The following is a 24,190-nucleotide window of genomic DNA, read 5'->3' on the forward strand; positions in this document are numbered from 1 at the left end:
CGATAATTTCCGGGGTACATTTATCCGGGGTGGCGGTAAAGCCGGGAACATGAGCGACGACGAGCCGGTGCCCATCGGCGTGAAGCTCGGCAGTACCCGAACGGTGATCGCCTACCCCGACGACGACGGCGAGATCGAGACGATACGGACGCTGACCTGCCTGGCGACCTACGAGGACGCGCTCACCGGCGAGGAGCGGGTCCTCTACGGCGAGGAGGCGGCCACGGAGTACCCCGACGAGGTCCAGTTCATGCTCCGCTCGGGCCTGCCCGAGGACGAGGAGCGGGCGGAGCTGACGAAGACGTTCTTCGAGGAGGTCATCGACGCCAACGACGTGCCCGAGAACAGCGGCGTCGTCTACGCCATCCCGACCATCGACAACCCCGAGGGGCTGGCGAACCTCGAGGAGGTCATCGAGAGCTCCTCCATCGGCGAGGCCCTGGTCGAGAGCTACCCCGAGTCGCTCTGCGGGTCGATCCCCGCTCGCGGCGACGACCTCGAAGCGATCGAGGAGATCTTCGTCGCGGTCAACATGGGCTCGACGAACCTCGAAGCCTCGGGCTACCGCCGCGGTGAACAGCTAGCTCCCTTCACGACCGGCGCGGTCACCGGCAACGAGGTCGACCGGATGATCGCCAACTACGTCGAGGAGGAGACGCAGGGCCGGGTCAACATCGACACCCAGACCGCCCGCGAGTACAAGGAAGAACACGCCGACTTCGAGAGCTTCGAGCCCTTCACCGACATCATCCAGCAGCCCGGCGGCGGCTCCCACGAGTTCACCATCGAGCGGTCGGTGATGGACGCCTGCAACGAGTACCTCGACGACGCCGTCGAGGAGTTCTGCAACACCTTCCTCCCGGAACTCGCCAACGACTACATGAAGGTCTACCAGCTGGCGCTGGACAACCGCATCGTCCTCACCGGCGGCATGGCCTGCATCCCCGGCATCGTCTCCGAGTTCGAGGCGCGAGTCAGCGAGGAACTCGACCGCGAGGTCGAAGCCGTCGCCGCCGACCACCCCGACATCTCGCCGTCGCTGGGCGCCCAGCGCATCGCCGGGCGGCTCGTCGACAACCAGTAACTACGCCCCGGCCCAGCACTCGACCCAGGCGACGAACCCGCGGGTCGCCGCGTCGCCCTCGCCGCCGTCGGCCCGCGCTTCCGGGTGGTCCGTCCGGTAGCCGGCCGCGTTCGCGGCCGTCCGTTCGCCCGCCTCCGACCGGTCGCCGGCCTCCGTCCGTTCGCTCGTCGTTCCGTCGCCCGCCAGCTCCGCGGGCAACTGTATCGTGAATCGTGCCATCCACGGCTTGCTTTCGAAAGATCGCACGTAAAACTCAGTCAGACGCGCGTCTGCCGACCGCTCGGTCCCGTCGGTCGACCGCCCCCGGGGTGAGCGACCGGCACGTATCTGCCGACCTATCAGCGACCGAACCTAGCCACTCATTACGGCCCGGTCTGTACCCGGTGACATGGCCCCGATTATCAGCGGAGATACCGCGGAGGGCGTCGACGAGACGGCCCTGGAGGGGACGGGGCGCGGGGGGATCCTGTCGGACGGATATCTTCGGGAGGCGCCGCTCGCGTCGTACCTCGACGAGGGGGAACGGCCCGTGATACTGCGGGCCAACGCGAAGAAGGGAGTGTTCCGGAGCGAGGTCGGCAGCGACGAACGCGAGCGGACGGCGCCGGGCGAGGGGTACCGGGCGTTCGCGCTGGCGACGGACACGCGGCTGCTCCTCGTCGTCGGTGATAGCGACGGCGGGGACCGCTCGTTCAGCGTGCCGCTTTCCGACGTGGAGGTCGTCGAGCACAGCACCGGCCTGCTCGGGGGCGAGTTCGTCGTCACGACGGCCGCGGACGCGGAGTGGTACTTCCCGAGCCGGTCGGACCTGGGACCGATGGTCGAGTACCTCGACGCGGCGTCGCTGTCGTGGATCGCCGTCGAGGAACGCCTCGACGACGCGGGGGAGGCGCTCGCTGAGGCCGACCGGCTGATCCGCTCGCGGTGGTACGACGACGCGATGGCGGCCGTCCGCGACGCCATGGCCGAGACCGACGCCGCCCGACGCGCCGAGCGCGAGCTCCACGCGGAGGGCGTCGCCGCCGCGACCGAGCGGATCGAGCGCGTCGAGGCGCGCATCGAGGCGGTGCGCCTCGACGCCCTGGAGGGGCGCGCGGCCCGCGAGATCGACCGCGCCGAGCGACTGTGGCGCGACAGCGAGTACGAGCGCGCCCACGACGCCTACGGGCAGGCCCACGACGACTACGAGGAGGCCCTCGCCGCGGCCGACGACGGGTCGGTCGTCGAGCGGCTCGAGGCGAAACTCGACCGGGTCGAGCGCAACGTCGCCGCGCTCGAACGGGCGCCGGTCGAGTCGGCCGAACAGGCCCGCGAGCAGGCGGGAGAGACGGACGACCTCCGCGAGCGCGGCGACCGCCTGGAGTTCGCCCTGAATCGGTACCGCAGCGCCCTCGAACTCGACTGGGGGCGGTCGAACCGGCGGTTCGAGGGCGACACCGAGCGGATCAGGGACGCCGTCGACACCGTCGCGGGCGAACTCGTCGAGACGCGCCGGGAGTACGCGGCCCGGCGGGTCCGCGCGGGCGACGACCACCGCGAGGAGGGCCGGACCGCGCGGGCGGCCGCGTGCTACCGCGACGCCTACGACGCGCTCGGCGAGACCGTCCCGACGGCCCGCGAGCTGGTCCCCGGGGCGCTCGACGCGCTGACCGACCGCCGCGACGCCGTCGAACAGCGCCTGCGCGGCCTCGACACGAGCGACGACTGGACCCCGGTCCCCAGCGGCTCGCACTGACGAGCCGGGGGTTCTCGCCGTTCTCAGCTCTCTCCCCGTTCTTCCCGCTCTCGCCGTTCTCGCCCTCTCTCACCCGCGCAGAGCCGCGGGTATCGCAGTCGATACGCGGGAACGTAACTATTTATAGTGTGCACCACTGTATTAGGAATATAATGCCCGAGTGCCCGAACTGCGGCGAGCGCATGAGCCACAACGACGAGACGACGAAGCTGACGGAGTACGTCTGCGCTCGCTGCCACCGGACGGAGATCGTGCGAAAGCCCGCCTATCGCGTGACGGCCGAGGCGTCGGCGGCGGCCGGCGCGGTCGCCGACGACGACTGATCGATCCGGACGGGGGATCGTACCGGACACGGGGCTCGTTTTCCGCGTTCCCGCGGCTCGCGAGCGACAGCACTGTCGATAGCGGCGAGACCGACTGTGGCGTCAAGCGTGACTGCGGCGGCGACGCGCCTGCGGCGACGAGAGAGGACAGGCAGCGACCGCTCAGCGGTGGAGGACCGCGTGGCGCTCCATCGCGGACCCGGGGCCGACCGGCTCGACCGTCTCGGTCGGCCAGTCGCCGGTGCCCGTCAGGGGTTCGATCCCGTCGTCGGTGACGAGGTGGGTGTCCTCGCTCTTGGCGCCCTGGACCGTCGGGTTCCAGGCGTAGGTCATCGGGACGTGGACCGAGGCCGCCGAGTCGGGCGTCCCGAACCACTCGCGGCCGGCGTAGGCGGCGGCGCCGCCCTGGTGGTGGTTGCGCCACTCGCCCTCGTAGCCGACCTCGGCGTAGGCGTCGGCGATGGCGTCGAACACGTCGCCGGCGGTCCCGCCCTCTCGGCCGACGCGCTGGGTCGCAGCGAGGGCGCTGGCCTCGACGCGCATCGCGGCCTCGGTGCGGTCGTCGAGCCACTCGGGCGCGTCGAAGGCGACCGAGCGGGTGACGCTGGCGTGGAGGCCGTCGCGGACCGCGGTGACCGAGACCAGCGCGTAGTCACCGAGTTCGCTGTCGCGGGTCGTGTAGTGGCGGTACTTTCGGGTGCGCTCGCCGCTCCCGACGAGGACGACCGGCGAGTCGATGCCGCGGGCGAACAGCCGGTCGCGCAGGCGGCCGCCCACCTCCCGCTCCTCGTCGTCGGCGCTCGCCTCGCGGACGACGCCCTCGACCACCTCCGCGGTGTCCGCGCCGAGCGCCCGGAACCGCTCGACGTCGGCGTCGGTCAGCGGCTGGCGGAGGTCGGTCGGGTCGACCGACGCGAAGCCGGGCACGTCGAAGTCGGCGGCCGCCGGCGTCGGGCTGGAGCGCTCGACCCCCTCGGCGAGTCCCGCCTCGTGCCACTGGACGGTCTCGACGGTCGCGTCGTCGGGGAGTTCCTCGTCGACGAGTCGCTCCGCCTCGATGTTGTCGGTGACGACGGTGAGGCCGTCGCCGTCGTAGCCGGCGGCGGCGACGCCCACGTCGGCGGCGCGGTCGACGACGTTGTTGCCGCCGGTCAGCCAGGCGAACGACGGCGGACGGGCGAACCACACGGCTTCCAAGTCGTTCTCTGCGAGATACGCGTCGAGTCGCTCGCGGACCGCGTCGGTGTGGGACATGGTCGGTACTGCTCGGCTGCGGGAGTTAAAGGCGTCGCGAGACGGCGCGGACGGGAACGGGAGCAGTGCGGCAAAAAGCGGCCTGGCCGACCCTATTCGGTCTCGTAGCGTTCGAACAGCGCCGAGAGCTGCTCGGCGCGCATCGTGAGCATCTTCGCGTTGACGTACATCTCCGAGAGCGCGAGGTTCTGCTCCTCGGCGATGGCGGCGACCTGCTCGGCCTCCTCGACGTTCTCCTTGCTGGTCTCGGCGGCCTCGTCGGCGATGGCGGCGACCTCCTCGGAGGAGGCGGCCTGGTCGTCGGTGGCGTTGCTGATCTCGGTGACGCCCGAGGCGGTCTGCTGGACGTGTTCGAGGATCGACTCCAGGGCCTCCAGCCCCTCGCCGACGGTCTCCTTGCCCTCGTCGACGGTCGACTGCATCTCGGTGATCTCCTCGACGGTCTCGTCGGTCTGGTCCTGGATCTCGCCGATGAGGCCCTCGATCTCGTCGGTCGCGTCCTTGGTCTCCTCGGCGAGGCTCTTGACCTCGTCGGCGACGACGCCGAAGCCGTTGTTGTTCGCGCCCGCGGAGGCGTGGGCGGCCTCGATGGAGGCGTTCAGCGCGAGGATGTTCGTCTGCTCGGCGATGTCGTCGATGAGGTCGACGATCTGGCCGACCTCGTCCATCCGCTCGTTGAGCTCGGTGACCGTCTCGACCACGTCGCCGATCTGGTCCTGTGCCTCGTCCATGGTGTCCCGCGCCGAGCGGCCGGCCTCGATGCCCTCGACCGTCGAGCGCTCGGTCTTGTCGGCCATCTCCTTGACCTCGTCGGAGGAGGCGGCGATCTCCTCGATGGTCGCGGACATGTCGGACATCTCGTCGGAGATCTGGGTGATCTGCTGGTGTTGCTCGTGGAACACGTCGGCGATCTCCTGGATCCGCCGGGCGACCGTCTCGCTGGAGTCGGTGACCGCTTCGGTCGCGGTCGTCACCTGCTCGGAGGAGCCGACGACCTCGTCGCTGAACCCCGCCGCGGCGTCGAACGTCTGCTCGAAGGCCGCGGCCATCTCGTTGAACTCCGCTGCGAGCGCCGCGAGCGCCTCCGAGTCGTCGTCGGCGTCGAGCCGCTGGGTCAGGTCGCCGTCGCCGAAGGCGTCCAGCGCCGTCTCGACGGTGCGGACGCTGCCGTCGTAGTCGACGGTAGCACCGTCGTCGGCCGTCTGCACGCCGCCGTCGGGCGTCGCCACCGGCGGCGCTGTCGGCCGGGGCTCCAGTTCGGCTCGGAGGTCCGCGAGGTCGGCCTTCGCGTCGTCCAGCCGCTCGCGCAGGTCGTCGCGCTCGCGCTCGGTCTCGGTCAGTTCGGTCCGGAGGGTCCGACGCTCGCTCGCGCGCTCGTCGAGCGCCCGGCCGATCGAGCGATAGGCGTAGACGAGTCCGCCCGCGGCCGCGAGGACGCCCAGCCCGCCCAGCACCGGCCACAGCTCCGGCGCGACCAGGAGGACCACCACCTGATAGAGGGCGTGGGCGAACTGCCCGCCCAGCGCCGCACCGATCCGTCGCTTGAGGGTCGGTCGCATATCCCTACGGTATATCGAACTCTCATATAGTCCCTCCCCCCGCGGTACAAACTTTGAGAATGATGCTTTGAGAACGAAGCGCGCGGGCGGTCGCGGCCCCCGAGACTCGCTCCGGGACCGGCCGCCGGCCGCGGACCGCTCCGCACTACCCGGCCGGTACTCACTCCGCCGACCGGCGAACGACCGGCCGCCACTCGACACGCTTAAGTGAATGTACTGATTCGTACATCGTAGAACTAAACCGTCCATCGGTGATCCACATGGAAGCATACATCGAATCAGTCACGAACGGGGAGGACCTGACGCTGGAGGAGGCCCGCGAGGCGGCGACGGCCGTCTTCGAGGACGCGACGGAGGCACAGATCGGCGCGCTGCTGGCGGCGCTGCGCGCGAAGGGCGAGACGGAGGCGGAGATCGCCGGCTTCGCCCAGGGGATGCGCGGGGCCGCCCGGACCATCGACCCCGACCGGGCGCCGCTGGTCGACACCTGCGGCACCGGCGGCGACGACTACGACACGATCAACGTCTCGACGACCAGCGCCATCGTCGCCGCGGGCGCCGGCGTCCCGATCGCCAAGCACGGCAACTACTCCGTCTCCTCGTCGTCGGGGAGCTCGGACGTGCTGGAGGAGGTCGGTCTCGACATGGACACCGCGCCCGAGGCCGTCGAGCGGACCGTCGAGGAGGCCGGCATCGGCTATATGCACGCGCCCGCCTTCCACCCGGCGATGAAGGCCGTCATCGGCCCGCGCCGGGAGGTCGGGATGCGGACTATCTTCAACGTGCTCGGCCCCCTCACGAACCCCGCCGGCGCCGACGCGCAGGTCATGGGCGTCTACGACCCCGACCTGGTCGGCCTGATCGGCCGCGCCGTCGCGGAGATGCCCGTCGACCACGCCCTGATCGTCCACGGCTCGGGCATGGACGAGATCACCGTCCACGACGAGACGGCCGTCGCGGAGGTCGAGGACGGCGAGGTCACCGAGTACACGATCACGCCCGAGGACCTCGGGCTGGAGACCCACGACATCGAGGCGGTTTCGGGCGGGACGCCCGAGGAGAACGCCGAGGATCTGCTGGGGATCGTCGAGGGCGACGTGCGCGGCGCCAAGCGCGACATCATCCTCGCGAACGCGGGCGCCGCCGTCTACGTCGCCGGGAAGGCCGATTCGCTGGAGGCCGGCGTCGAGGCGGCCGCCGACGCCATCGATTCGGGCGACGCCGCGGCCAAGCTCGACGACCTGCGGGACGTGAGCGCCCGCGTCGCCGCCGACGGGGGCCGATGAGCGACGCGAGCGGAGCGGGCGACGAGCCCTCGGCGGGGACGGCGCCCGACCGCCCGGCCACCCGCGTCAAGGTCTGCGGCGTCACCCGCGAGGAGGACCGGGGAGCCGTCGTCGCGGCGGGCGCCGACGCCGTCGGCGTCATCTGCGACGTGCCCGTCGACACGCCCCGGGAGGTCGACGCCGATGCCGCCGCCGACCTGCTCGCGGGCGTGCCGCCGCTCGTGACGGGCGTGCTCGTGACGATGCCGACGACCGTCGAGGCGGCGGTCGGGCTGGTCGAGCGCGTCGAACCGGACGCCGTACAGGTCCACGGCGGGCTTTCGCCGGGCGAACTCGGCGCGCTCTCCCGTCGGCTGTCACAGGACCTCGTCGTCGCGGTCGACGCGGAGGGCGACGATATCCGGGAGTACGCCGAGCCCGCCGACGCCCTGCTGGTCGACTCGGTCGACGCCGCGGGCGGCGGCGGCACCGGCGAGACCCACGACTGGGAGCGCACCCGCGAGGTCGTCGCCGACCTGGACGTCCCCGTGGTCCTGGCCGGCGGGCTCACGCCCGAGAACGTCGCCGCGGCCGTCGAGACCGTGCGGCCGTTCGGCGTCGACGTGGCGACGGGGGTCGAGCGGGTCGAGGACGGTGATCGCGTCGGTGGCGAGAAGGACCACGAGGCCGTCCGCTCGTTCGTCGCCGCGACGACGGGGCGGGAGGTGGCCGCGTGAGCGACTCCGGTCCCGAGCCCGATCTCGAACTCGAACCGACGAGAGACGAGTTCGTCGAGCTGGCAGACACCGACGGCGACGACCCGGTCGTCGTCCGCGCCGCGGCCGAACTGGACACCGACCTGGAGCCGCTGGACGCCTACGCCGCGCTGTCGGGCCGGACGACCGACGTGGAGGCGGCCGACTACACCTTCCTGCTGGAGAGCGCCGAGAAGGTCGCCTCCAGCGACCCCGACGGCGCGTTCGCCCCGACGACGGAGGACCGCCACGCCCGCTACTCCTTCGTCGGCTACGACCCGAAGGGCGTCGTCACCGTCGACGCCGACGGCGCGACCGTCGAGACGTTCGACGACCGCTACGAGGCCTTCTTCGACGCCAACGGCGGCGACACCCTCGACAGCGTCCGCGGCGCGATGCCCGATGTGGAGCGGCGCGGGTTCCCCGACATGGACCGCGAGCACTTCGAGGGCGGCCTCGTGGGCTTCCTCGGCTACGACGCCGTCTACGACTGCTGGCTCGACGAGGTCGAGCTCGAACACCCCGACTCGCGGTACCCCGACGCCCAGTTCGTCCTGACGACCTCGACGCTCGTCTTCGACGAGGTGGAAGGCACCGTCTCGCTCGTGCTGACGCCCATTCTCGAATCCGGCGACGACGCCGCCGCCCGCTACGAGGAGCTGGAGGCGGAAGCCGAGCGCGTCGCCGACCTGCTGGCGGGCGCCGCCGACCTGGAGACGGGCGGGTTCGTCCGCGACGCCGAGACGGCCGGACCGAAGGACGAGTACGAGGAGGCCGTCGAGAAGGCCAAAGAGCACGTCCTGGCGGGCGACATCTACCAGGGCGTCATCTCGCGGACCCGCGAACTGTACGGGGACGTGGACCCGCTGGGGCTGTACGAGTCGCTTCGCTCGGTTAACCCCTCGCCGTACATGTACGTCCTCGACTACGACGGCCTCTCGATCGTCGGCGCCAGCCCGGAGACGCTAGTGGCGGTCCGCGGGGACCGCGTGCTCTCGAACCCCATCGCCGGCACCTGCGCCCGCGGGACCAGCCCCGTCGAGGACCGCCGGCTGGCCGGCGAGATGCTCGCCGACGGGAAGGAGCGGGCCGAGCACACGATGCTGGTCGACCTGGCGCGCAACGACGTGCGCCGCGTGTCCGAACCCGGTTCGGTGCGGGTCGAGGAGTTCATGAGCGTCCTCAAGTACAGCCACGTCCAGCACATCGAGTCGACGGTGACCGGAACCCTGGCCGACGACGCGGACGCCTTCGACGCGGCCCGGGCCTCCTTCCCCGCCGGGACGCTCTCGGGCGCCCCGAAGATCCGTGCGATGGAGATCATCGACGACCTGGAGCGGACGCCCAGGGGCCCCTACGGCGGCGGCGTCGGCTACTTCACCTGGACCGGCGACGCCGAACTCGCCATCGTCATCCGCACCGCCACGGTCGAGGACCTCGACAGTCGGTACGGCGTCGACGTTCCGGAGGAAGCTGCCGACAGCGCCGACCGCGTCACGGTCCAGGCCGGTGCCGGCATCGTCGCCGACAGCGACCCGGCCAGCGAGTACGAGGAGACCGAACAGAAGATGCGCGGCGTCCTCGACGCGCTGGAGGCCATCGAGGTCGACGCCGAAGACGCGACGGACGACCGCGGAGTGGGGACCGGCGACGCCGCCGAACCCGGGGAGGTGTCCCGATGAGCGCCGGCCAGCGCGAGCGCGGCGAGGAGCGCCAGGTGCTGTTCGTCGACAACTTCGACTCCTTTACCTACAACCTCGTCGAGTACGTCAGCGAGCACGCCGACACCGAGGTCGTCCGCAACACGGCCTCGCTGGACGACGTACGCGCCGTCGACCCGGACGCCATCGTGATCAGCCCTGGACCGGGCCACCCCGAGAACGACCGCGACGTGGGCGTCACGCTGGACGTACTCACCGAGGTCAGCCCCGACGTGCCGACGCTGGGCGTCTGTCTGGGCCTGGAGGCCGCCGTCTACGCCTACGGCGGCGAGGTCGGGCGCGCGCCCGAGCCCATCCACGGCAAGGCCTTCCCCATCAGCCACGACGGCGAGGGCGTCTTCGCCGGGCTCGACCAGGGGATCCGCGGCGGCCGCTACCACTCGCTTGTCGCCACGGCGGTCCCCGACTGCTTCGAGGTGACCGCCACCACCGAGGCCGAGACCGACGAGGGCGACACCGTCGACCTGGTGATGGGCATCCGCCACCGCGACCACCCCATCGAGGCCGTCCAGTTCCACCCCGAATCGGTGTTAACTGCGGTCGGCCACGACGTGATCCGCAACTTCCTCGACGACGTCTAGGCGTTCGATTTTCTTCGATTCTGGATTTCGTGACCACCGCCGGACGTGATGAAGCAACTCGCGTGACTCGCTCCGGATCGTCGACTGCATCAGACGGTGAGTGCTGAAAGCCCTCGGCCCGCTCGCTAGAAGTAGCCGTGACCGCCGGAGACAGCGAGCGCTGAAAGCCCTCGGCCCGCTCGCGGTCGCTGAGCGACATATCCGAGCTCTCCGCACCGCTCGCGCGGATAGGGGTCGCTCAGACGACTGAACTGTGCGCGAGCGCGCCTCGCCCTTTCAGTCCGCCAGGAACCGCAACCGTACGGCAACCGCCCCGCACAGCACCGCAGACAGCCACGAGCCTCCCCAGCCGATTCGATGTCTGCGGTCGACCCGAGCGTCGCCCGCACGGCCCGAGGGACCTCCGGTCCCTCGCTGCTCGTCGCACGCTCCTGTGCGTCTCATCCCTCGCGCGGCTCCGTCGCGCGCATGAAAGCGCGCTCCAGCGCGCGCCACCGCACCTCAACCCGACAGGTGCCGGAACGGGTGCGGTGGTAGGGCGAGCTGAGCGACAGGGATCCGCCGGACGGACGAGCCACAGGCTGCGCGCGGGTCGCGTGAGCACCTTTACCTGTGTCTCGGCGTTCGTACGGGCCATGGACCCGGTACTGCTCCAGGCGGCTCCGGAACTGGGCGAGAAGTACGTCGACCTGGGCTGGCAGCTCGCGGAGTTCGCGGCCGTCACCGTGGTCGTCTACCTCCTCGGGCGCTTCGTGGTCGAACCGCTCGCGGCGTTCGCGCTCGGTCGCTGGACCCTGGAGCCGACGCTCGAACGGGCGCTACTCAAGGTGCTGGGCGTCGCGGTGGTCGTCGTCGCGCTCGCCGCGGGGGTCGCCGCGGCGGGGTTCACGGCGCTTTTGGGCGGGTCGGCGCTGGTCGTCGCCGCGCTGACGCTGGCGGTCGGGTTCGCCGCCCAGGACGTACTCTCGAACTTCGTCGCCGGCCTGTTCATCGTTCAGGACCGCAACTTCAACATCGGCGACTGGATCGAGTGGGACGACCGCGCGGGGTTCATCGAGGACATCGGCTTCCGCGTCACGCGCGTTCGGACCTTCGACAACGAGACGGTCACCGTCCCGAACACCGAACTCGCGACGACTGCCGTCACCAACCGGATGAGCAACGAGCAACTGCGCATCTCCTACCCTTTCGGCATCGGGTACGCCGACGACATCGACGAGACGACCCGGATCCTCCTCGACGTGGCCGACGACCACGAGGGGATCCTCGACGACCCCGAACCGTCCGTGCGCGTCACTGACCTGGCCGACTCGGCGGTCGTCCTCCAGTCGCGGTTCTGGATCGACAGCCCCGACCGCGAGGAGTTCTCGGCCGCCCGCTCGACGTACATCCAGCGGGTCAAAGAGCGCTGCGCGGCGGCGGGCATCGACCTCAGCACGACCACGCAGCACGAGCTCTCCGGCGAAATCGCCGTCGAGGAGCCGCCGACGGTCGACCGCTGAGGCCGGCCGACTTACAGGACGGTGAAGCCGAGGACGCTCAGGATGTACAGCGTCCCCACGATGATGATGCCGATGATCACCAGCCGCCAGGCCATCGACAGCAGGAACCGGCCGATCAGGATGATCGCCGCCAGCAGGATGAGGACGCCGAGGATCCCGACGGGTTGCGTGAGAACGTCCAACTGGAGCGCCAGCGCGTTGAGCATACCCGGTAGACGCTCGCCCGGCACCATAAGCTTCCGGGGGCGTCCGACGCGCGTCTGACGGGCGAGCCGCCCGCTCGACGGTCGATTTCCGTTCGGTGGTCCCCGGAGAGCCGGGAGTCGGTATTCAGCCCTCGTCGGCGGGCTCGGGGGTCAGTTCTCCGGATTCGACCATCGCTTCCAGCGGGTTGTCGTCGATCCGCAGGGGGAGGTCCACCCGGCCGCGCCGCCGCGCGGACTCCCAGGCAGCGAAGATCACCTCTGTCACCGACAGCGCCCGCCGGGCGGAGAACTCCGGTTCGACGCCGTCGCGCAGGCACTCGACGACGTGGTCGATGGCCGGCGGGACCGCCGCCGCGTTCTCGACGCCGGAGACCAGCGGCTCCCAGCCCTCGCCGTCCCGGCGGACCCGAGCCTGCGTCTCGCTCCACGGGGTGACCTCGATGACCCCGTCGGTGCCGTGCAGCCGGTGGTGGACGCCGACGCCGTCCTCACCGAAGCCCGTCGTCGCGATGCCCTGGGTCCCGTCGGCGTACTCCCACTGGACGAGCCCCTGGTTCTCGTTGTGGGCGCCGTACTTGACGTGCTCCTCGCGGTAGTCGACCTGGCCGATGACCCACTCGACGGGCGCCTCGCCGGCGTACATGTGCGCCAGGTCGATGTGGTGGGTGCCGTTGTCCAGCAGGGTACTCGTCCCGACCTCGACTCGCCGGAGGTCGCCGATGGCGCCCTCCTCCAGCGTCCGCTTCGGCTCGCGCCACACCGGGGAGAACCGCCGCTGGTGGTTGAAGGTCAGTTGCACGTCCCGGCGGCTGGCCTCCTGAGCCATCAGGCGCGCGTCGCCCCACGTCGTCGCCATCGGCTTCTCGCAGTGGATCGCGTCGGGAACACCGCTTTCGATGCAGTCGAGGACGATATCGGCGTGGGTCGGCACGGGCGTCGAGACCGAGACGATGTCGGGGTCGGCGGCGTCGAGCATGGTCTCGTAGTCCTCGAAGGTCCCCGCGTCGTCGATGTCGAACTCCGCGGCGAACGCTTCGACGTTCTCGCGGACGATGTCGGCGGCGGCGACGATCCGGCAGTCGTCGCGCTCGCGGTACCCCTCGGCGTGGCGGTAGGCCATCGCCGCGCTCTCGCCCCACACCGGGTTGTCCGGCTCCGGCCCGGTGCCGACGAACGCGATGTCGTAGGTCATACCCACGGCCTTACCCCGACGGGAGAAAAGTCCACGCCTCCCGGAAGGCTGAGCCGACTCGGTGAAACCCGGACGGCGTTCGGAGGCGACGACGGATCGACCAACTGCGGTGGCGCGCGCTGTCGAGCGTGCTCGAACCTCGTGAGAGCCGCTCGAAACAGTCGCGCGAGGGATGAGCGAGCGACGGTGAGCGAATCGGCTGGGGAGGCGTGTGGCCGTCTGCGGTGCTGTGCGGTCGCGGTGCCGTGCGGTACAGTTGCGGTCCCTGGTGGACTGAAAGGGCGAGGCGCGCTCGCGCTCGTGTAGTCGTCTGAGCGGGCACTATCCGCGCGGGCCGTGCGGAGAGCGCGGATATCCCGCTCAGCGACCGCGAGCGCGGCGAGGGCTTTCAGCGCTCACCGTCGACTGCGGTCGAGTCGACTGCTAGCGAGCGCGGCGAGGGCTTTCGTCGCGTGCTGCCGCCTGTGGTCGGTCCAACTGTTAGGGCCGAAGGTTTTTCTCCGGGAACGCGCTACTCGACGGTATATGGCGAGTACGCCGCGGGGAGAACCGAGCGAGGAAGGCGTCGAGTTCATCCACGAGGAGGACGGCTCGATCACGGCTCGGGACACGGAGACGGGGGTGGCGTCGTTCGGGGACACCAAGGCCGAGGCGCTCCGGATGCTCGCGGAGGCGCTGGAGTTACACGAAGGGGGCGGCGAGCCGGTCACCGACGACGACCTCCGCGAGATGGGGTTGGACCCCGAGGCGGACGGCGACGAGGACCTCCCCGATTTCATGCGGTGACGCGATGGTCCGGCAGACGTTTTCGGGGCGCGAGATCGCGTCCGTGCTCCGCGACCACGGCTACCGGCCGGTCGGCCGGACAGGGAGCCACCTGCAGCTGCGGTGGGAGAGTCCGGACACCGACGAAGTGCGGACCGTGGCGGTCCCGATGGTGACCGAGGACCGAGATCCCGCCGGCGACGCTCCGGTCCATCGCGGACCAGTGCGGCGCCGAGGACTTCCGCGCGTGGTGTCGCTGGATCGACGAGAACTGTTGATCGGCCCGGCTCACACCCGGAGAGTCGCGCCCCGACCCCCGAACTGAAATCCCGCCGGACCGACCGTCCGCCATGGTACGCACCGCGATCAACCTCTACTCGGTTCGCGACCTGGACCTGCCGATGGCCGAGATCCTCGACCGCTGCGCGGCGGCCGGCTACGACGGCGTGCAGTTCTCCGGCGGCTTCGGCGGGCTCTCGGCCGGCGAACTCGCCGACCACCTGGACGACCTGGATCTGGACGTGACGGCGTCGCACGTCGACGTGGACGAGCTGGAGTCGGACCCCGCCGGGGTCGTCGAGTTCCACGAGACCCTCGGCGCCGACGGGGCGGTCGTCCCGTGGCTCGGCCCCGAGCGCTTCGAGACGCGCGAGGCGACGCTGGAGACGGCCGACCGGGTGGACGCCATCGCCGCGGACCTCGGCGAGCGCGGCTTCGACCTGCACTACCACAACCACGACCACGAGTTCACCGGCTTCGGTGACACCACGGGCTTCGGGCTGTTCGCCGACCACACCGACGCCTTGCTGGAGCCCGACGTGGGCTGGATCGAGACGGCGGGCCACGACCCTGTCGAGATCATCGAGCGCTACGGCGACCGGGTCGAGATCGTCCACATGAAGGACATGGACGACGGCGAGTTCTGCGAGATCGGCGACGGCGACGTGGATATGGGGGCGTGTGCCGACGCCGCCCGCGAAGTCGACGCCGAGTGGCTCGTCTACGAACACGACCAGCCCGAGGACCCGGGGGCCTCGATCGACACCGGCGCCGAGTTCCTCGCCGGGCTGTAGACCGCCGCGCGAACCGGCCGACCGCGTCCGCCGGCGCCGAACCATTAAGACGCGCGTTTCCTAACCCGTGGTATGGCACGGGCTGGCGGTCGTCGGGGCGTCGTCGTAGCGGTCGCGATGTTGCTTCTCACGAGCGCGGTCACCGGGGGCGGCCTCGCGGCCGTCTCGTCGGCCGGGGACGGATCTGCTCCGTCGGCCGAGAGCGGTGACGCCCGTCCGATCGGGAACGCGTCGGCGTCCGAATCACGGACATTCGCTGTCGACACCGCCGCGGCCGCCGAACTGCGTGATCCCGTCGAGCGGGTACGGAAGTCGGTCACGGCCTCGGGTGGGTCGGCTACGGCGGCGGGGACCGACGCGGTGTTCGCGAGCGCGCCGGCGAATATCACGGCGGTCCAGGAACTCCGGCTGACACCCGACGAGCCCGGGGAGATCACCGTCGTCCAGCGCTACCGGGTGCCCGACCGGGTGTCGTCGCTGAAGCCCGAACTGCCCGAGGACGTGACCGTCACCGGGACGACCGGCTTCTCGCGGGGGGAGGGGACCGTCTACGAGTGGGACGGCAACACGTCGAACCCGTCGCTCACGTTCGCGATGGACGTCAACGAGACGGTCGACCTCGCGGGGCCGGAGGGTGCGCGGGGACGATACCTCTTCGTCGACGCCGGCGAGTGGGCGCTCTTTCGCCGGCCGGCGGTGCCGACGAGCTGGTCGTGGAGCGGTTCGGCGCCGGTCGGGATCACGCGCGAGCCGCGGGCCGCGGGGGAGGGGCACGTCGGCGAGTGGTTCGCCTATCTCGGCGGCGTCGCGACCCGGGAGCGGACGGCGGACGGCCAGCGGTTCGAACTGGTCGTCCCGGAGCGGGCGACGCTGACGGAGTCGCCCGAGGCGATCCTCGACTCGCTCGCGGCGGCGAGCGACCGGATGCGCGTCGGCGACCGCGACCGGGTCGTGACCGCCTTCGCCGCGCCGACGACGAGCGTCGGCTGGGGCGTGCGCGGCCTGCAGTACGGCGACAGCGACATGTGGGTGCGCGACGCCGAGCCGCTGGCGACCGCCGAGAACACCTGGCTCCACGAGTACGTCCACACCCGCCAGGGCTACGAGACGACCCCCTCCGCGCGGTGGACCAACGAGGCGTTCGCCACCTACTACGCCGCCCTGCTCGCGCTGGAACAGGGCCACGTCGGCTTCCCGGCGTTCCGCGAGGCGCTGCGGCCGGGGACCGCCCGCCCGCAGTCCGACGCGGTCATGACCGAACCGCGGTCGTGGGTCAACGCCGCCAACTACCTGAAGGGGAGTCTCGTCGCCGGCGACGCCGACCTGCGGATCCGGCTGGCGACCGACGGGACGCGGTCGCTCCAGGCGGTCTTCTCCGCGATGAACGCCCACGCCGGGCCGGTCGACGCGCGGGTCGTCTTCGACTCCGTGGGAGCCGCCGCCGGGCCGGAGACTGCCCGGGCCGTCGCCACCTACGCGAGCACCGAGCGGACGCCCGACCTCTGGTCGGCCGGGACACACGCCGAGGCGTTCGGCTCGACGCCCGCGCTGGTCGAGGTCGGCGTCTCCCCCGACCCGGACGCGCTCGCGGTGAGCGGTCCCTACCGCAACGTGACCCGCTCGGGGTCGGATCTGACGCTCTACACGGGCGAGACGCTGGCGGTGACCGGGACGGTCACGAACGCGGGCGGCGCGACCGGCGAGTACGAGGCGCGGTTCGTCGTCGACGGGTCGGTCGCCGCGACCGAGGCCGGGACCGTCGCCCCCGGCGAGCGGGTGACCCATCGGTTCGAGCGGACCTTCGACGAGACGGGCGAGCACACCCTCGCGGTCGGCGGCGACAGCGTGACCGTGGAGGTGTACGACCCCGCGCGGGCGACCGTGACCGGCCTCTCGGCCAACCGGACCGAGCTGTCGGAGCCCGGTGGGGTGGCGTTCACCGCGACCGTCTCCAACACCCACGGCGTGCCGGCGCGGGGCAACGTCTCCCTCCGCGGCCCCGACGGCCCGATCATCGACCGCCGGGTCGCGCTCGGGCCCGGCGAGAACCGGACCCTGACCGGCGTCGCCCGCCTCGACCGCGGCGAGTACAACTTCACCCTCGGGGACGCCGACCCCCTGGTCGTGACCGTGGGGAACGTCGGGGACGGCGGAAGCGGGGACGGGGGTGACGGCGAAGGAGACGGCGACGGAGGCGGGTCCGACGACGGCGGGACCTCCGGCTTCGGTTCCGGGTTCGGCCCCGTCGCAGCGCTCGCCGGGCTCCTGGGGGCGCTCGCGTTGCTCGCCCGGCGGCGGGAGTGAGTGTCGGGTCCCAGCGGTATCGCGGTGTCGTCAGTCCTCGGCTTCGACGGCGTCGAGGGTCGCCAGCGTCCGGTCGACGAGCGCGTCGGGCGCCCGGGCGAGGACGAAGGCGATGGCCTCGTTGCCGTAGCTGCCGCGGTCGACGACCGCTGCGGGCGTCCCGTCGACCGCGTCGAAGGCCGTCTCGACGCCCCACTCGACGGAGTCCGCGCGGTCGTCGGCGGGGTCGAACTCGGCGACCGGGCCGTCGAGGTCGGCCAGCCCCGCGGCGACCGCGTCGTCGTAGCGGAGGTTCGCCGCGAACCGGAGGTCGGGGTCGTGCTCGCGGGCGGCCAAGAGGAGCCGCGCCACGTGGGTCGAGGCGCCGAATCGCACCCCGCGAGTGGGCTCGACCCCCGAACGCGTCCGGGTGAGGCGACCCTCCACGGCGGCGGTCTCGTCCGGCCGCTCGGCGTAGGGGGTCGCGCCGGCGACGTTCGTCCCGACCTCGGGGACCAGCGGGCCGACGTTCCCGTCGACGAACGCGCGGACGACGCCCTCGACGGCCTCGGCGGTGTCGTCGCGGGCCGCGCGGTCGCGCAGTTCGACCGCGTGGTGGACCGCGCCCGGTCCCTCGCCCACGTCGAGGTTGTAGCGGACCGCGCGGGCCAGGAGGTCGATCCCCGACGCGACCGCCGCCTCGACGTCGTCGCCGTGGGCCAGCCGAGTGGCGATAGCCGACGAGAGCGTACAGCCCGAGCCGTGCGTCGCGTCGGTGTCGACCCGCGGGTGCCGGAAGGTCTCCACGCCGTCGCCGGTGACGAGCACGTCGACCACGTCGTCGGAATCGCCCGAGACGTGACCGCCCTTCACGAGCGCGGCGTCGGCGCCCAGCTCGACCAATCGTTCGCCCGCCTCGCGGGCCTCCGCCTCGTCGTCGGGGTCGACGCCCGTCAGGACGGCCGCCTCGTCGGCGTTGGGCGTGACCAGCGTCGCCTCGGCGACCAGATCCTCGTAGGCCGACTCGGCCTCGCTGGCGAGCAGGCGGTCGCCGGAGGCGGCGACCATCACCGGGTCGACGACCGCCGGCGCCGCGGTCTCCCGGACGCGGTCGGTGACGAGTTCGACCACGTCGGCGGTGGCGAGCATCCCCGTTTTGACCGCCGCCACGTCGAAATCGGAGACGACGGCGTCGCACTGGGCGTCGATCTCCGCGGTCGGAAGGACGTGCGTGCTCTCGACGCCGGTGGTGTTCTGGGCGGTGACGCTCGTTATCGCCGTCGTTCCGAAGGCGCCGCCCGCCTCGATGGTCTTCAGGTCGGCCTGGATGCCGGCGCCGCCGCCGGAGTCGCTGCCCGCGACGGCCAGGACGACCGGCGGCGAGACCGGCGCTTCCCGTCGTGTCATGTCCGGGTGTTGCCCTGCCGACACCAAATGGCTGACGAGAGGCGACGCGGGTCGGCGGCGACGACCCGGACGGGACCGACGGGCCCGCCCGTCCCGCGGCGGCGACGATACGCTCGTGACTAAGCCCCCTTATACTATATTGAGGATGCGTACCACACCCACGGCAAGGTTTAACTCCCTCAACGACTGGTATCGAAGCGAGCGATGTCCGAGACGCAGCGGCCACCCGAGCGCGCGGCGGAACAGTGCGGGAGCTTCGAGACCATCGACGGCGACCTGGTGCTCTACGACCGGGAGAACGCCAACGCCTGGATCCAGACCAGCTACGCGATCGACTTCGAGGACGTGCGCGCGACCGGACCGGCCGAGTAATCCCTTCTCATACGGATCATTGCAAGTCATTCCGGGATCGACCGCACGCAGTCGTGCGGTCGACCCGGTAAACGCTTGCAATAATCCGTATCAGCCGACCGTTATCATCGTCACGCCGCCGATGGCGAACGCCGCGGCGGCCAGCCGGACGCGGAAGTTCTCCTCGCCGAGGACGACCCCGCCGAGCAGCACCGCCACGACGGCCTGCGTGTTGACCACCGGCGACGCGAGGCTCGCCGACAGCGTCGAGAACGCGAGCATCACGAAGTGCTCCGCCACGGCCAGCAACAGACCGACCCCCGCGAACAGGTGCAGGTCCGAGCGGACCCCGCCGTCCGCCCGGTCGGGCCAGCGCCGGGCCGCCAGCGGCGCGAGCGCCAGCGGCACCGCCGCGAACATGACGAGGTTGACCGTCTCCGGCGGTACCCGCAGCTCCTGGGTCAGCACGCGCTTACCCACGTCGACGACACCGAATATCGCGGCGCTGGCCAGCGCTAGCTGGGCGGGCCGGGAGTGGACCGCCCGGACGAACGGGTCCAGCAGCTTCCCCGGCTCGTAGTTGGCGACGTACACCGCCGCCGTCGCGACGAGGACGCCCGCGATCTGGAGGGGCGACAGGTGCTCGTTCAGGAAGACGAGTTCGATGGGGAGGACGAACACGGCGACGATCTTGCTGATCGGCGCGACGTAGGAGACGTCGCCGACCGCGATCGCCCGGAAGGAAGCGAGGAAGGCCAGTATCGACCCGCCGACGGTGAGCGCGAGCATCCCGACGCCCGGCGGGCCGAAGCCGGCGGGGAGCAGGGCGCCGTCGCTCGCGACCGCCGCGATCGGCAGGTACCACAGCAACGACATGACGAACGTGACCGTGACGTACACCGTCGAGGGGTAGTCACTGAAGTAGCGCTTGATGCAGAACAGGTAGACGCCGAGGATCAGCGACGCCGCGACCGCGTAGCCCAGCCCCGGTTCGAGCCCGAACACGACTCACGGTTCGTGTGGCCGCTAAAGAGCGTTCCCGTCCGCGCTCAGTCGTGATATCGAACCGAAACGTGGTCCGCTCTACACGCCGGGGACGCCGACCCCGGAGAAGACCCCGAGTCCGAGCGGCCCGAGGACCGTGAACACGACGACGAGCGTCAGCCAGGCGACGACGGCGATACCCGCGGCCTCGACCCAGCCGCCGTCGTACATCACGTTCAGGACCCCGAGGTAGGCGACGAACGTCACCACCGGACCCAAAAGCGGGATCCCGCCGAAGACGGCCCCCACCACCGTCCAGACGAGCGACCCGAGTATCGCCGCCGTGACCGCCCGCTCGTAGCTCCCGCCGCCGCCGAGCAGTTCCGCGCCGACGTAGATGCCGAGCCCGCCGACCAGTACGCCGACGACGAACGTGATCAGCCCCGTAACGAGTCCCATGCGCGAGGACACGATCCGCTCGCTGAAAAAGGTGAGCGTCGGGAAATGTTCGAACAGTGGGGCCAGGAGTGGGTGCGGCGGCGCGCGCTGTCGCGGCCTCCGTGCCGCGACGTAGCCGCGCGAGGGATGAGAGAGCCGAAGGCGAGCGAATCGGCTGGGGAGGTTCGTGGCCGTCTGCGGTGCAGGGCGGTGCGGTCGCGGTGCTGTGCTGTCCTGGTGGACTGAAAGGGCGAGGCGCGCTCGAGCTCGTTCAGTCGTCTGAGCGGGCACTATCCGCGCGAGTGCGGCGCGGTGCGGTTGTTCGACGCGCGGATATCCCGGTCAGCGACCGCGAGCGCGGCGAGGGCTTTCAGCACTCGCTGTCCGCTACGGTCACCGATACTGCCAGCGAGCGCGGCGAGGGCTTTCATCGCGTGCCGTCGAGCGCGGTCGAAACGAGGACCGAGGTCACCCGAGGAACGGCAGACTACCCTGGGTCATGTACACCATGTCGAGGATGAGCACGAGCTGGAGGGCGCCCTGAACGGCGCCGAGCATGGCGTTCTGCTTGCCGATAGAGGCGATGACCGACGGGTCGGGGTCGGCGGAGATCATCTCCAGGTACATCCGCACCTCGCCGGGCATCAGGAAGCCGAACCCCTGGACGGTGAGGATGGTGACGATGACCAGGGCGACAACGACCGTCGGCTCGGTCATCTGGAACGCGCCGATGGTAGTCGCGACCCACGCCAGCGATCCGACGGTCGCGACGGCGAAGACGGCCTGCCAGCGGCGGTCGCGGTAGCAGTCCAGTCGCTTGCCGATCAACAGCAACACCGGGATCAGGTTCGCAGCGGTAAAGAGCGCCAGCCACGGCTCTGCGTGGGTGAACACGCCGATCCGCTGAGCGAGCGCCAGCCCGGAGGCGATGGTGACGGTGGCCATCGACGGGAGGAAGAAGGCGGTCTTGGGCGTCAGCCGCCGGAAGACGGCGGCGCTCTGTTCGTCGTCGAGGCCGCCGACGACCGGGCCGAGGACGGCGCCGATGAAGATGTCCGTCCCCGTCCACAGCACGCCCGCCATGACGTGAACGTAGGTGTGTTGCTGGACCGATGCGACCGTCAGCGCGTAGCCGAGAGCGGCGAGCGGCAGGAAGACGACCGCGACCGCGAAGGCGGGGTTCGCCCGCCGCCCGAGGCCGCCCACCGTGCCCCTGATCGTCGTCGTCGACATATCATCCACAAGACCGGATCTCCCTGTTAAATCTGTCTGTGGCCGCAACGCCGGCCGGGAACGACGGCCGGGAATGACAGCCGGGAGTGACGGCCGGGAGCGAACCGAACGACGACACCCAACGACGGGGAGGCGATCAGGGACGCCGGAGTCGACGGCCGGTGACACCCGTGTTACCGGGCGCTTTTCCCCCTGTGGCCGCAATCGAGGGGTATGAGCGACACCGAATCCGACGCCAGCGTCGATACTGACGAGGGCGCCGACGCCGAGCCCATCGGGATCTACTCGGACTACGTCTGCCCGTTCTGTTACCTCGGCCGCGAGTCGCTGGCGCAGTACCAGGCCGAACGCGACGAGCGCCTGCGGATCGACTGGTACCCCTTCGACCTGCGGGCCGACAAGCGCCGACCCGACGGGACCATCGACCACTCCGTCGACGACGGCAAGGACGAGGAGTACTTCGAGCAGGCCCGGGAGAACGTCGAGCGCCTGCAGGAGGAGTACGGCGTCGAGATGAGCCTCGACCTCTCCCGGGAGGTCGATTCGCTGCCGGCACAGGTCGCCTCGTTCCACGTCAAGGAGACCTGCCCCTACGAGCAGTGGCTCGCGTTCGACGAGGCGATCCTCGACGCGCTGTGGCAGGACGAACGGGACATCGGTGACGCGGACGTGCTCGCGGACCTGGCGAGCGACGTGGACCTCGATCCCGAGGAGATCCGGGAGATCGTCGACGACGAACAGTGGCGCGAACGGGTCACCGAGCGATTCGACGCCGCCCGGCGCGAGGGCGTGACGGGCGTCCCCACCTTCACCTACGGCGAGTACGCCGCCCGCGGCGCCGTCCCCCCGGAGCACCTCCGGCGGCTGGTCGAGGGGCACTGAACGGGCGGCTGGTCGGGTCCGCCGACCGGGTCTCCGACAGTACCGGGGAGAGGTCGACCTTACCCTGCAGGCCCGCCACTACTTACTACCGCGGGCCCGGAGGGGAGAGTAATGCCCGTCAGGGAACACGCGTCGAGACACGACCGGATCGCCGAGCTACCGCTGGTGACCGAGTCGGCGACGGTCGTCGAGCGGGAGGCGATGGACCGCGACCGGACCGAGGAGGTCCGCCGAGCGGTCGACCACTGGTTCGAGCGCGAGGGCCTGGCCGACCGCTACGAGAGCGTCAGCGACTACGACGACTGGGAGCAACTCGTCGCGGAACTGCGCTCCGATGGCTATTCGCGGTTCGCGCGCCGCTGTGCGACGCTGCTCGAACGGTACGAGCGTCCCCACCCGATGCTCGTCCGCATCGCCTTGGAACCCGACGACACCTTCGAGTACCTCGCCGGCCAGTACGTCGGCCTTCGCTACTGCGGGGAGTCGCGGGCCTACTCGCTGGCGAGTTCGCCCACCCGCGACGCCGTCGAGATCTGCGTCCGGCGCGTCCCGGGCGGCGACCTGTCGCCGCGGCTCTGCCGGGACCTCCAGGTCGGCGACGAGGTGACGATGCGCGGCCCTCGGGGCGAACTCGTCCTCGACGGGCCCTCGACGCGGGACCTGGTGTTCATGGCGACCGGCACCGGCGTCGCGCCGCTGAAGGGGATGATCGACTACGTCTTCGACACCGGCGCCGACGTGGTCGACGGCGACCGGCGCGACGTGTGGCTGTTCCTCGGCGCCGCCTGGGAGGACGACCTGCCCTACCGCGAGGCGTTCCGCGCGTACGACCGCGAGCACGAACATTTCCACTTCGTCCCCTGTCTCAGCCGCGAGTCCTACCTCAGCGAGTGGACGGGCGAGACCGACTACGTCCAGCACGCGTTCGTCAAGCACGTCGACGAGTCGGCGGTGACCGAGCCCCTCGGCCGGGAACTGGAGGGGTGGCTCGACGAGGCGCCCGCCTCGGGCGTCGACGCGCGCATCGACCCCGGCAACGCCGAGGTGTACGCCTGCGGGATCAACGTGATGGTCAACAGCCTCGTCGACGCCGCCGAGTCCGTCGGCGTTCCCGGCCAGTATATCGAAGCCGAGGGGTTCGGGTAACACCGGGCCGGCGGGCGATGCCGGGCGGACCGTGTCCCGGCCGCACCGAAACGTTCCTGTGGCTGAGCGGAGACGATCCGGTATGGCGACCGCCCTCTCCAGCCCTCCCAGCGAGCGAATCCGCCGCGTCGACGTGATCGCGTACGTCTTCGGCCTGATGGGTGTCACGTTCGTCGGCGAGTTCGCGCTGGTCGCGCTCGCCGGCACCGCGACGACCTACGAGGCCGGTATGGCCGCCCTCGGCGGGTTCGCGCTCCTCGGGTCCGTTCAGATGTACCGCGACCCCGACACTCTCCGCAACGGGAAGGAGCCGGCGCCCGCCTATCTGTACCTCCTGCCCCTGATCTCGACCGGCGCTGTCCTCCTGGTGGTCGTCACCTGGGTCGCGACGCCCCCGTAGCGTCCCGGCGGGTCACCGGGTCGCTCCCCCGGCCCACAGTTTCCGGGTCGG

At 70.9% G+C, this 24,190-nt stretch carries 24 protein-coding genes and 1 pseudogene; 16 read left to right on the forward strand and 9 right to left on the reverse strand.

Annotation, left to right across the window (positions count from 1 at the left end):
* Nucleotides 1-49: 49 nt before the first annotated feature.
* Nucleotides 50-1,084, forward strand: coding sequence for an actin-like salactin (locus tag ACMGFI_RS11215; protein ID WP_436909688.1), 1,035 nt, complete (start codon nucleotides 50-52; stop codon nucleotides 1,082-1,084).
* Here ACMGFI_RS11215 and ACMGFI_RS11220 read toward each other — a convergent pair whose 3' ends face one another.
* Nucleotides 1,085-1,303: a hypothetical protein gene (locus ACMGFI_RS11220; RefSeq protein WP_436909689.1), complete on the reverse strand. Its 219-nt coding sequence runs from the start codon at nucleotides 1,301-1,303 to the stop codon at nucleotides 1,085-1,087. It lies immediately after the preceding gene.
* 169 nt (nucleotides 1,304-1,472) lie between these two features.
* Between ACMGFI_RS11220 and ACMGFI_RS11225 the strand changes: the two genes are divergently transcribed.
* Nucleotides 1,473-2,819 carry a hypothetical protein gene (locus tag ACMGFI_RS11225; protein WP_436909690.1) on the forward strand — a complete coding sequence of 449 codons (1,347 nt, stop codon included), beginning with the start codon at nucleotides 1,473-1,475 and terminating at the stop codon, nucleotides 2,817-2,819.
* A 152-nt stretch (nucleotides 2,820-2,971) separates the two neighbouring features.
* Nucleotides 2,972-3,142, forward strand: coding sequence for a hypothetical protein (locus ACMGFI_RS11230; RefSeq protein WP_436909692.1), 171 nt, complete (start codon nucleotides 2,972-2,974; stop codon nucleotides 3,140-3,142).
* A 162-nt stretch (nucleotides 3,143-3,304) separates the two neighbouring features.
* On the opposite strand, the gene ACMGFI_RS11235 is transcribed toward ACMGFI_RS11230, so the two are convergent.
* Together ACMGFI_RS11235 and ACMGFI_RS11240 are read right to left on the reverse strand one after the other, a co-directional pair.
* The gene (locus ACMGFI_RS11235; RefSeq protein WP_436909693.1) at nucleotides 3,305-4,396 is read right to left on the reverse strand and encodes a M24 family metallopeptidase; all 1,092 of its coding nucleotides are present in this window, start codon (nucleotides 4,394-4,396) and stop codon (nucleotides 3,305-3,307) included.
* 92 nt (nucleotides 4,397-4,488) lie between these two features.
* A complete protein-coding gene (locus ACMGFI_RS11240; protein WP_436909694.1) occupies nucleotides 4,489-5,955 on the reverse strand; it encodes a methyl-accepting chemotaxis protein in 1,467 nt (488 codons plus the stop codon).
* A gap of 260 nt (nucleotides 5,956-6,215) precedes the next feature.
* Between ACMGFI_RS11240 and trpD the strand changes: the two genes are divergently transcribed.
* From trpD to ACMGFI_RS11265, 5 genes are all read left to right on the forward strand, one after another.
* Nucleotides 6,216-7,241, forward strand: a complete 1,026-nt coding sequence (gene trpD, locus ACMGFI_RS11245; protein WP_436909695.1) for an anthranilate phosphoribosyltransferase — start codon at nucleotides 6,216-6,218, stop codon at nucleotides 7,239-7,241.
* Nucleotides 7,238-7,957, forward strand: coding sequence for a phosphoribosylanthranilate isomerase (locus tag ACMGFI_RS11250; RefSeq protein ID WP_436909696.1), 720 nt, complete (start codon nucleotides 7,238-7,240; stop codon nucleotides 7,955-7,957). The genes trpD and ACMGFI_RS11250 overlap by 4 nt, the downstream gene beginning before the upstream one ends.
* Nucleotides 7,954-9,657, forward strand: a complete 1,704-nt coding sequence (gene trpE, locus ACMGFI_RS11255; RefSeq protein ID WP_436909697.1) for an anthranilate synthase component I — start codon at nucleotides 7,954-7,956, stop codon at nucleotides 9,655-9,657. The genes ACMGFI_RS11250 and trpE overlap by 4 nt, the downstream gene beginning before the upstream one ends.
* On the forward strand, nucleotides 9,654-10,277 hold the full coding sequence (gene trpG / locus ACMGFI_RS11260) for an anthranilate synthase component II (protein WP_436909699.1): 624 nt from the start codon (nucleotides 9,654-9,656) through the stop codon (nucleotides 10,275-10,277). Before trpE ends, trpG begins: the two co-directional genes overlap by 4 nt.
* A gap of 635 nt (nucleotides 10,278-10,912) precedes the next feature.
* Nucleotides 10,913-11,779, forward strand: a complete 867-nt coding sequence (locus ACMGFI_RS11265; protein ID WP_436909700.1) for a mechanosensitive ion channel family protein — start codon at nucleotides 10,913-10,915, stop codon at nucleotides 11,777-11,779.
* An 11-nt stretch (nucleotides 11,780-11,790) separates the two neighbouring features.
* On the opposite strand, the gene ACMGFI_RS11270 is transcribed toward ACMGFI_RS11265, so the two are convergent.
* Nucleotides 11,791-11,985 (reverse strand): DUF8029 family protein, encoded by a 195-nt coding sequence (locus tag ACMGFI_RS11270; RefSeq protein WP_436909702.1) that lies wholly within the window; start codon nucleotides 11,983-11,985, stop codon nucleotides 11,791-11,793.
* 124 nt (nucleotides 11,986-12,109) lie between these two features.
* Complete coding sequence (locus ACMGFI_RS11275) at nucleotides 12,110-13,177, reverse strand: Gfo/Idh/MocA family protein (RefSeq protein WP_436909704.1); 1,068 nt, start codon at nucleotides 13,175-13,177, stop codon at nucleotides 12,110-12,112.
* 525 nt (nucleotides 13,178-13,702) lie between these two features.
* On the opposite strand from ACMGFI_RS11275, the gene ACMGFI_RS11280 reads away from it, so the two are divergent.
* The 4 genes and pseudogenes from ACMGFI_RS11280 to ACMGFI_RS11295 all read left to right on the forward strand — a co-directional run bounded on the left by ACMGFI_RS11280 (nucleotide 13,703) and on the right by ACMGFI_RS11295 (nucleotide 17,319).
* Nucleotides 13,703-13,963, forward strand: a complete 261-nt coding sequence (locus ACMGFI_RS11280) for a type II toxin-antitoxin system HicB family antitoxin (RefSeq protein ID WP_436909706.1) — start codon at nucleotides 13,703-13,705, stop codon at nucleotides 13,961-13,963.
* Between the two features lie 4 nt (nucleotides 13,964-13,967).
* Nucleotides 13,968-14,220, forward strand: a pseudogene (locus tag ACMGFI_RS11285) (type II toxin-antitoxin system HicA family toxin).
* 72 nt (nucleotides 14,221-14,292) lie between these two features.
* Nucleotides 14,293-15,015 carry a sugar phosphate isomerase/epimerase family protein gene (locus ACMGFI_RS11290; protein WP_436909708.1) on the forward strand — a complete coding sequence of 241 codons (723 nt, stop codon included), beginning with the start codon at nucleotides 14,293-14,295 and terminating at the stop codon, nucleotides 15,013-15,015.
* Nucleotides 15,016-15,087: 72 nt separating this feature from the next.
* Entirely contained in the window at nucleotides 15,088-17,319 is a 2,232-nt protein-coding gene (locus ACMGFI_RS11295; RefSeq protein ID WP_436909710.1) for a peptidase, read from the forward strand.
* Between the two features lie 30 nt (nucleotides 17,320-17,349).
* Here ACMGFI_RS11295 and thiD read toward each other — a convergent pair whose 3' ends face one another.
* The gene (gene thiD, locus ACMGFI_RS11300; protein ID WP_436909711.1) at nucleotides 17,350-18,705 is read right to left on the reverse strand and encodes a bifunctional hydroxymethylpyrimidine kinase/phosphomethylpyrimidine kinase; all 1,356 of its coding nucleotides are present in this window, start codon (nucleotides 18,703-18,705) and stop codon (nucleotides 17,350-17,352) included.
* A 204-nt stretch (nucleotides 18,706-18,909) separates the two neighbouring features.
* On the opposite strand from thiD, the gene ACMGFI_RS11305 reads away from it, so the two are divergent.
* Nucleotides 18,910-19,077: a DUF7331 family protein gene (locus tag ACMGFI_RS11305; RefSeq protein ID WP_436909712.1), complete on the forward strand. Its 168-nt coding sequence runs from the start codon at nucleotides 18,910-18,912 to the stop codon at nucleotides 19,075-19,077.
* A 90-nt stretch (nucleotides 19,078-19,167) separates the two neighbouring features.
* Here the strand turns inward: ACMGFI_RS11305 and ACMGFI_RS11310 are convergent, their stop codons facing one another.
* From ACMGFI_RS11310 to ACMGFI_RS11320, 3 genes are all read right to left on the reverse strand, one after another.
* The gene (locus ACMGFI_RS11310) at nucleotides 19,168-20,061 is read right to left on the reverse strand and encodes an EamA family transporter (protein WP_436909713.1); all 894 of its coding nucleotides are present in this window, start codon (nucleotides 20,059-20,061) and stop codon (nucleotides 19,168-19,170) included.
* A 78-nt stretch (nucleotides 20,062-20,139) separates the two neighbouring features.
* Nucleotides 20,140-20,499 (reverse strand): hypothetical protein, encoded by a 360-nt coding sequence (locus ACMGFI_RS11315; protein WP_436909714.1) that lies wholly within the window; start codon nucleotides 20,497-20,499, stop codon nucleotides 20,140-20,142.
* 447 nt (nucleotides 20,500-20,946) lie between these two features.
* Entirely contained in the window at nucleotides 20,947-21,711 is a 765-nt protein-coding gene (locus ACMGFI_RS11320) for a hypothetical protein (protein ID WP_436909715.1), read from the reverse strand.
* A gap of 213 nt (nucleotides 21,712-21,924) precedes the next feature.
* Between ACMGFI_RS11320 and ACMGFI_RS11325 the strand changes: the two genes are divergently transcribed.
* The 3 genes from ACMGFI_RS11325 to ACMGFI_RS11335 all read left to right on the forward strand — a co-directional run bounded on the left by ACMGFI_RS11325 (nucleotide 21,925) and on the right by ACMGFI_RS11335 (nucleotide 24,139).
* Nucleotides 21,925-22,593 carry a DsbA family oxidoreductase gene (locus tag ACMGFI_RS11325; protein ID WP_436909716.1) on the forward strand — a complete coding sequence of 223 codons (669 nt, stop codon included), beginning with the start codon at nucleotides 21,925-21,927 and terminating at the stop codon, nucleotides 22,591-22,593.
* A gap of 111 nt (nucleotides 22,594-22,704) precedes the next feature.
* Nucleotides 22,705-23,739, forward strand: a complete 1,035-nt coding sequence (locus ACMGFI_RS11330; protein ID WP_436909717.1) for a ferredoxin--NADP reductase — start codon at nucleotides 22,705-22,707, stop codon at nucleotides 23,737-23,739.
* 82 nt (nucleotides 23,740-23,821) lie between these two features.
* Entirely contained in the window at nucleotides 23,822-24,139 is a 318-nt protein-coding gene (locus tag ACMGFI_RS11335) for a hypothetical protein (protein WP_436909718.1), read from the forward strand.
* Nucleotides 24,140-24,190: the final 51 nt, after the last annotated feature.

This window comes from Halosimplex marinum, assembly GCF_051414075.1.
Taxonomy (GTDB): domain Archaea; phylum Halobacteriota; class Halobacteria; order Halobacteriales; family Haloarculaceae; genus Halosimplex; species Halosimplex marinum.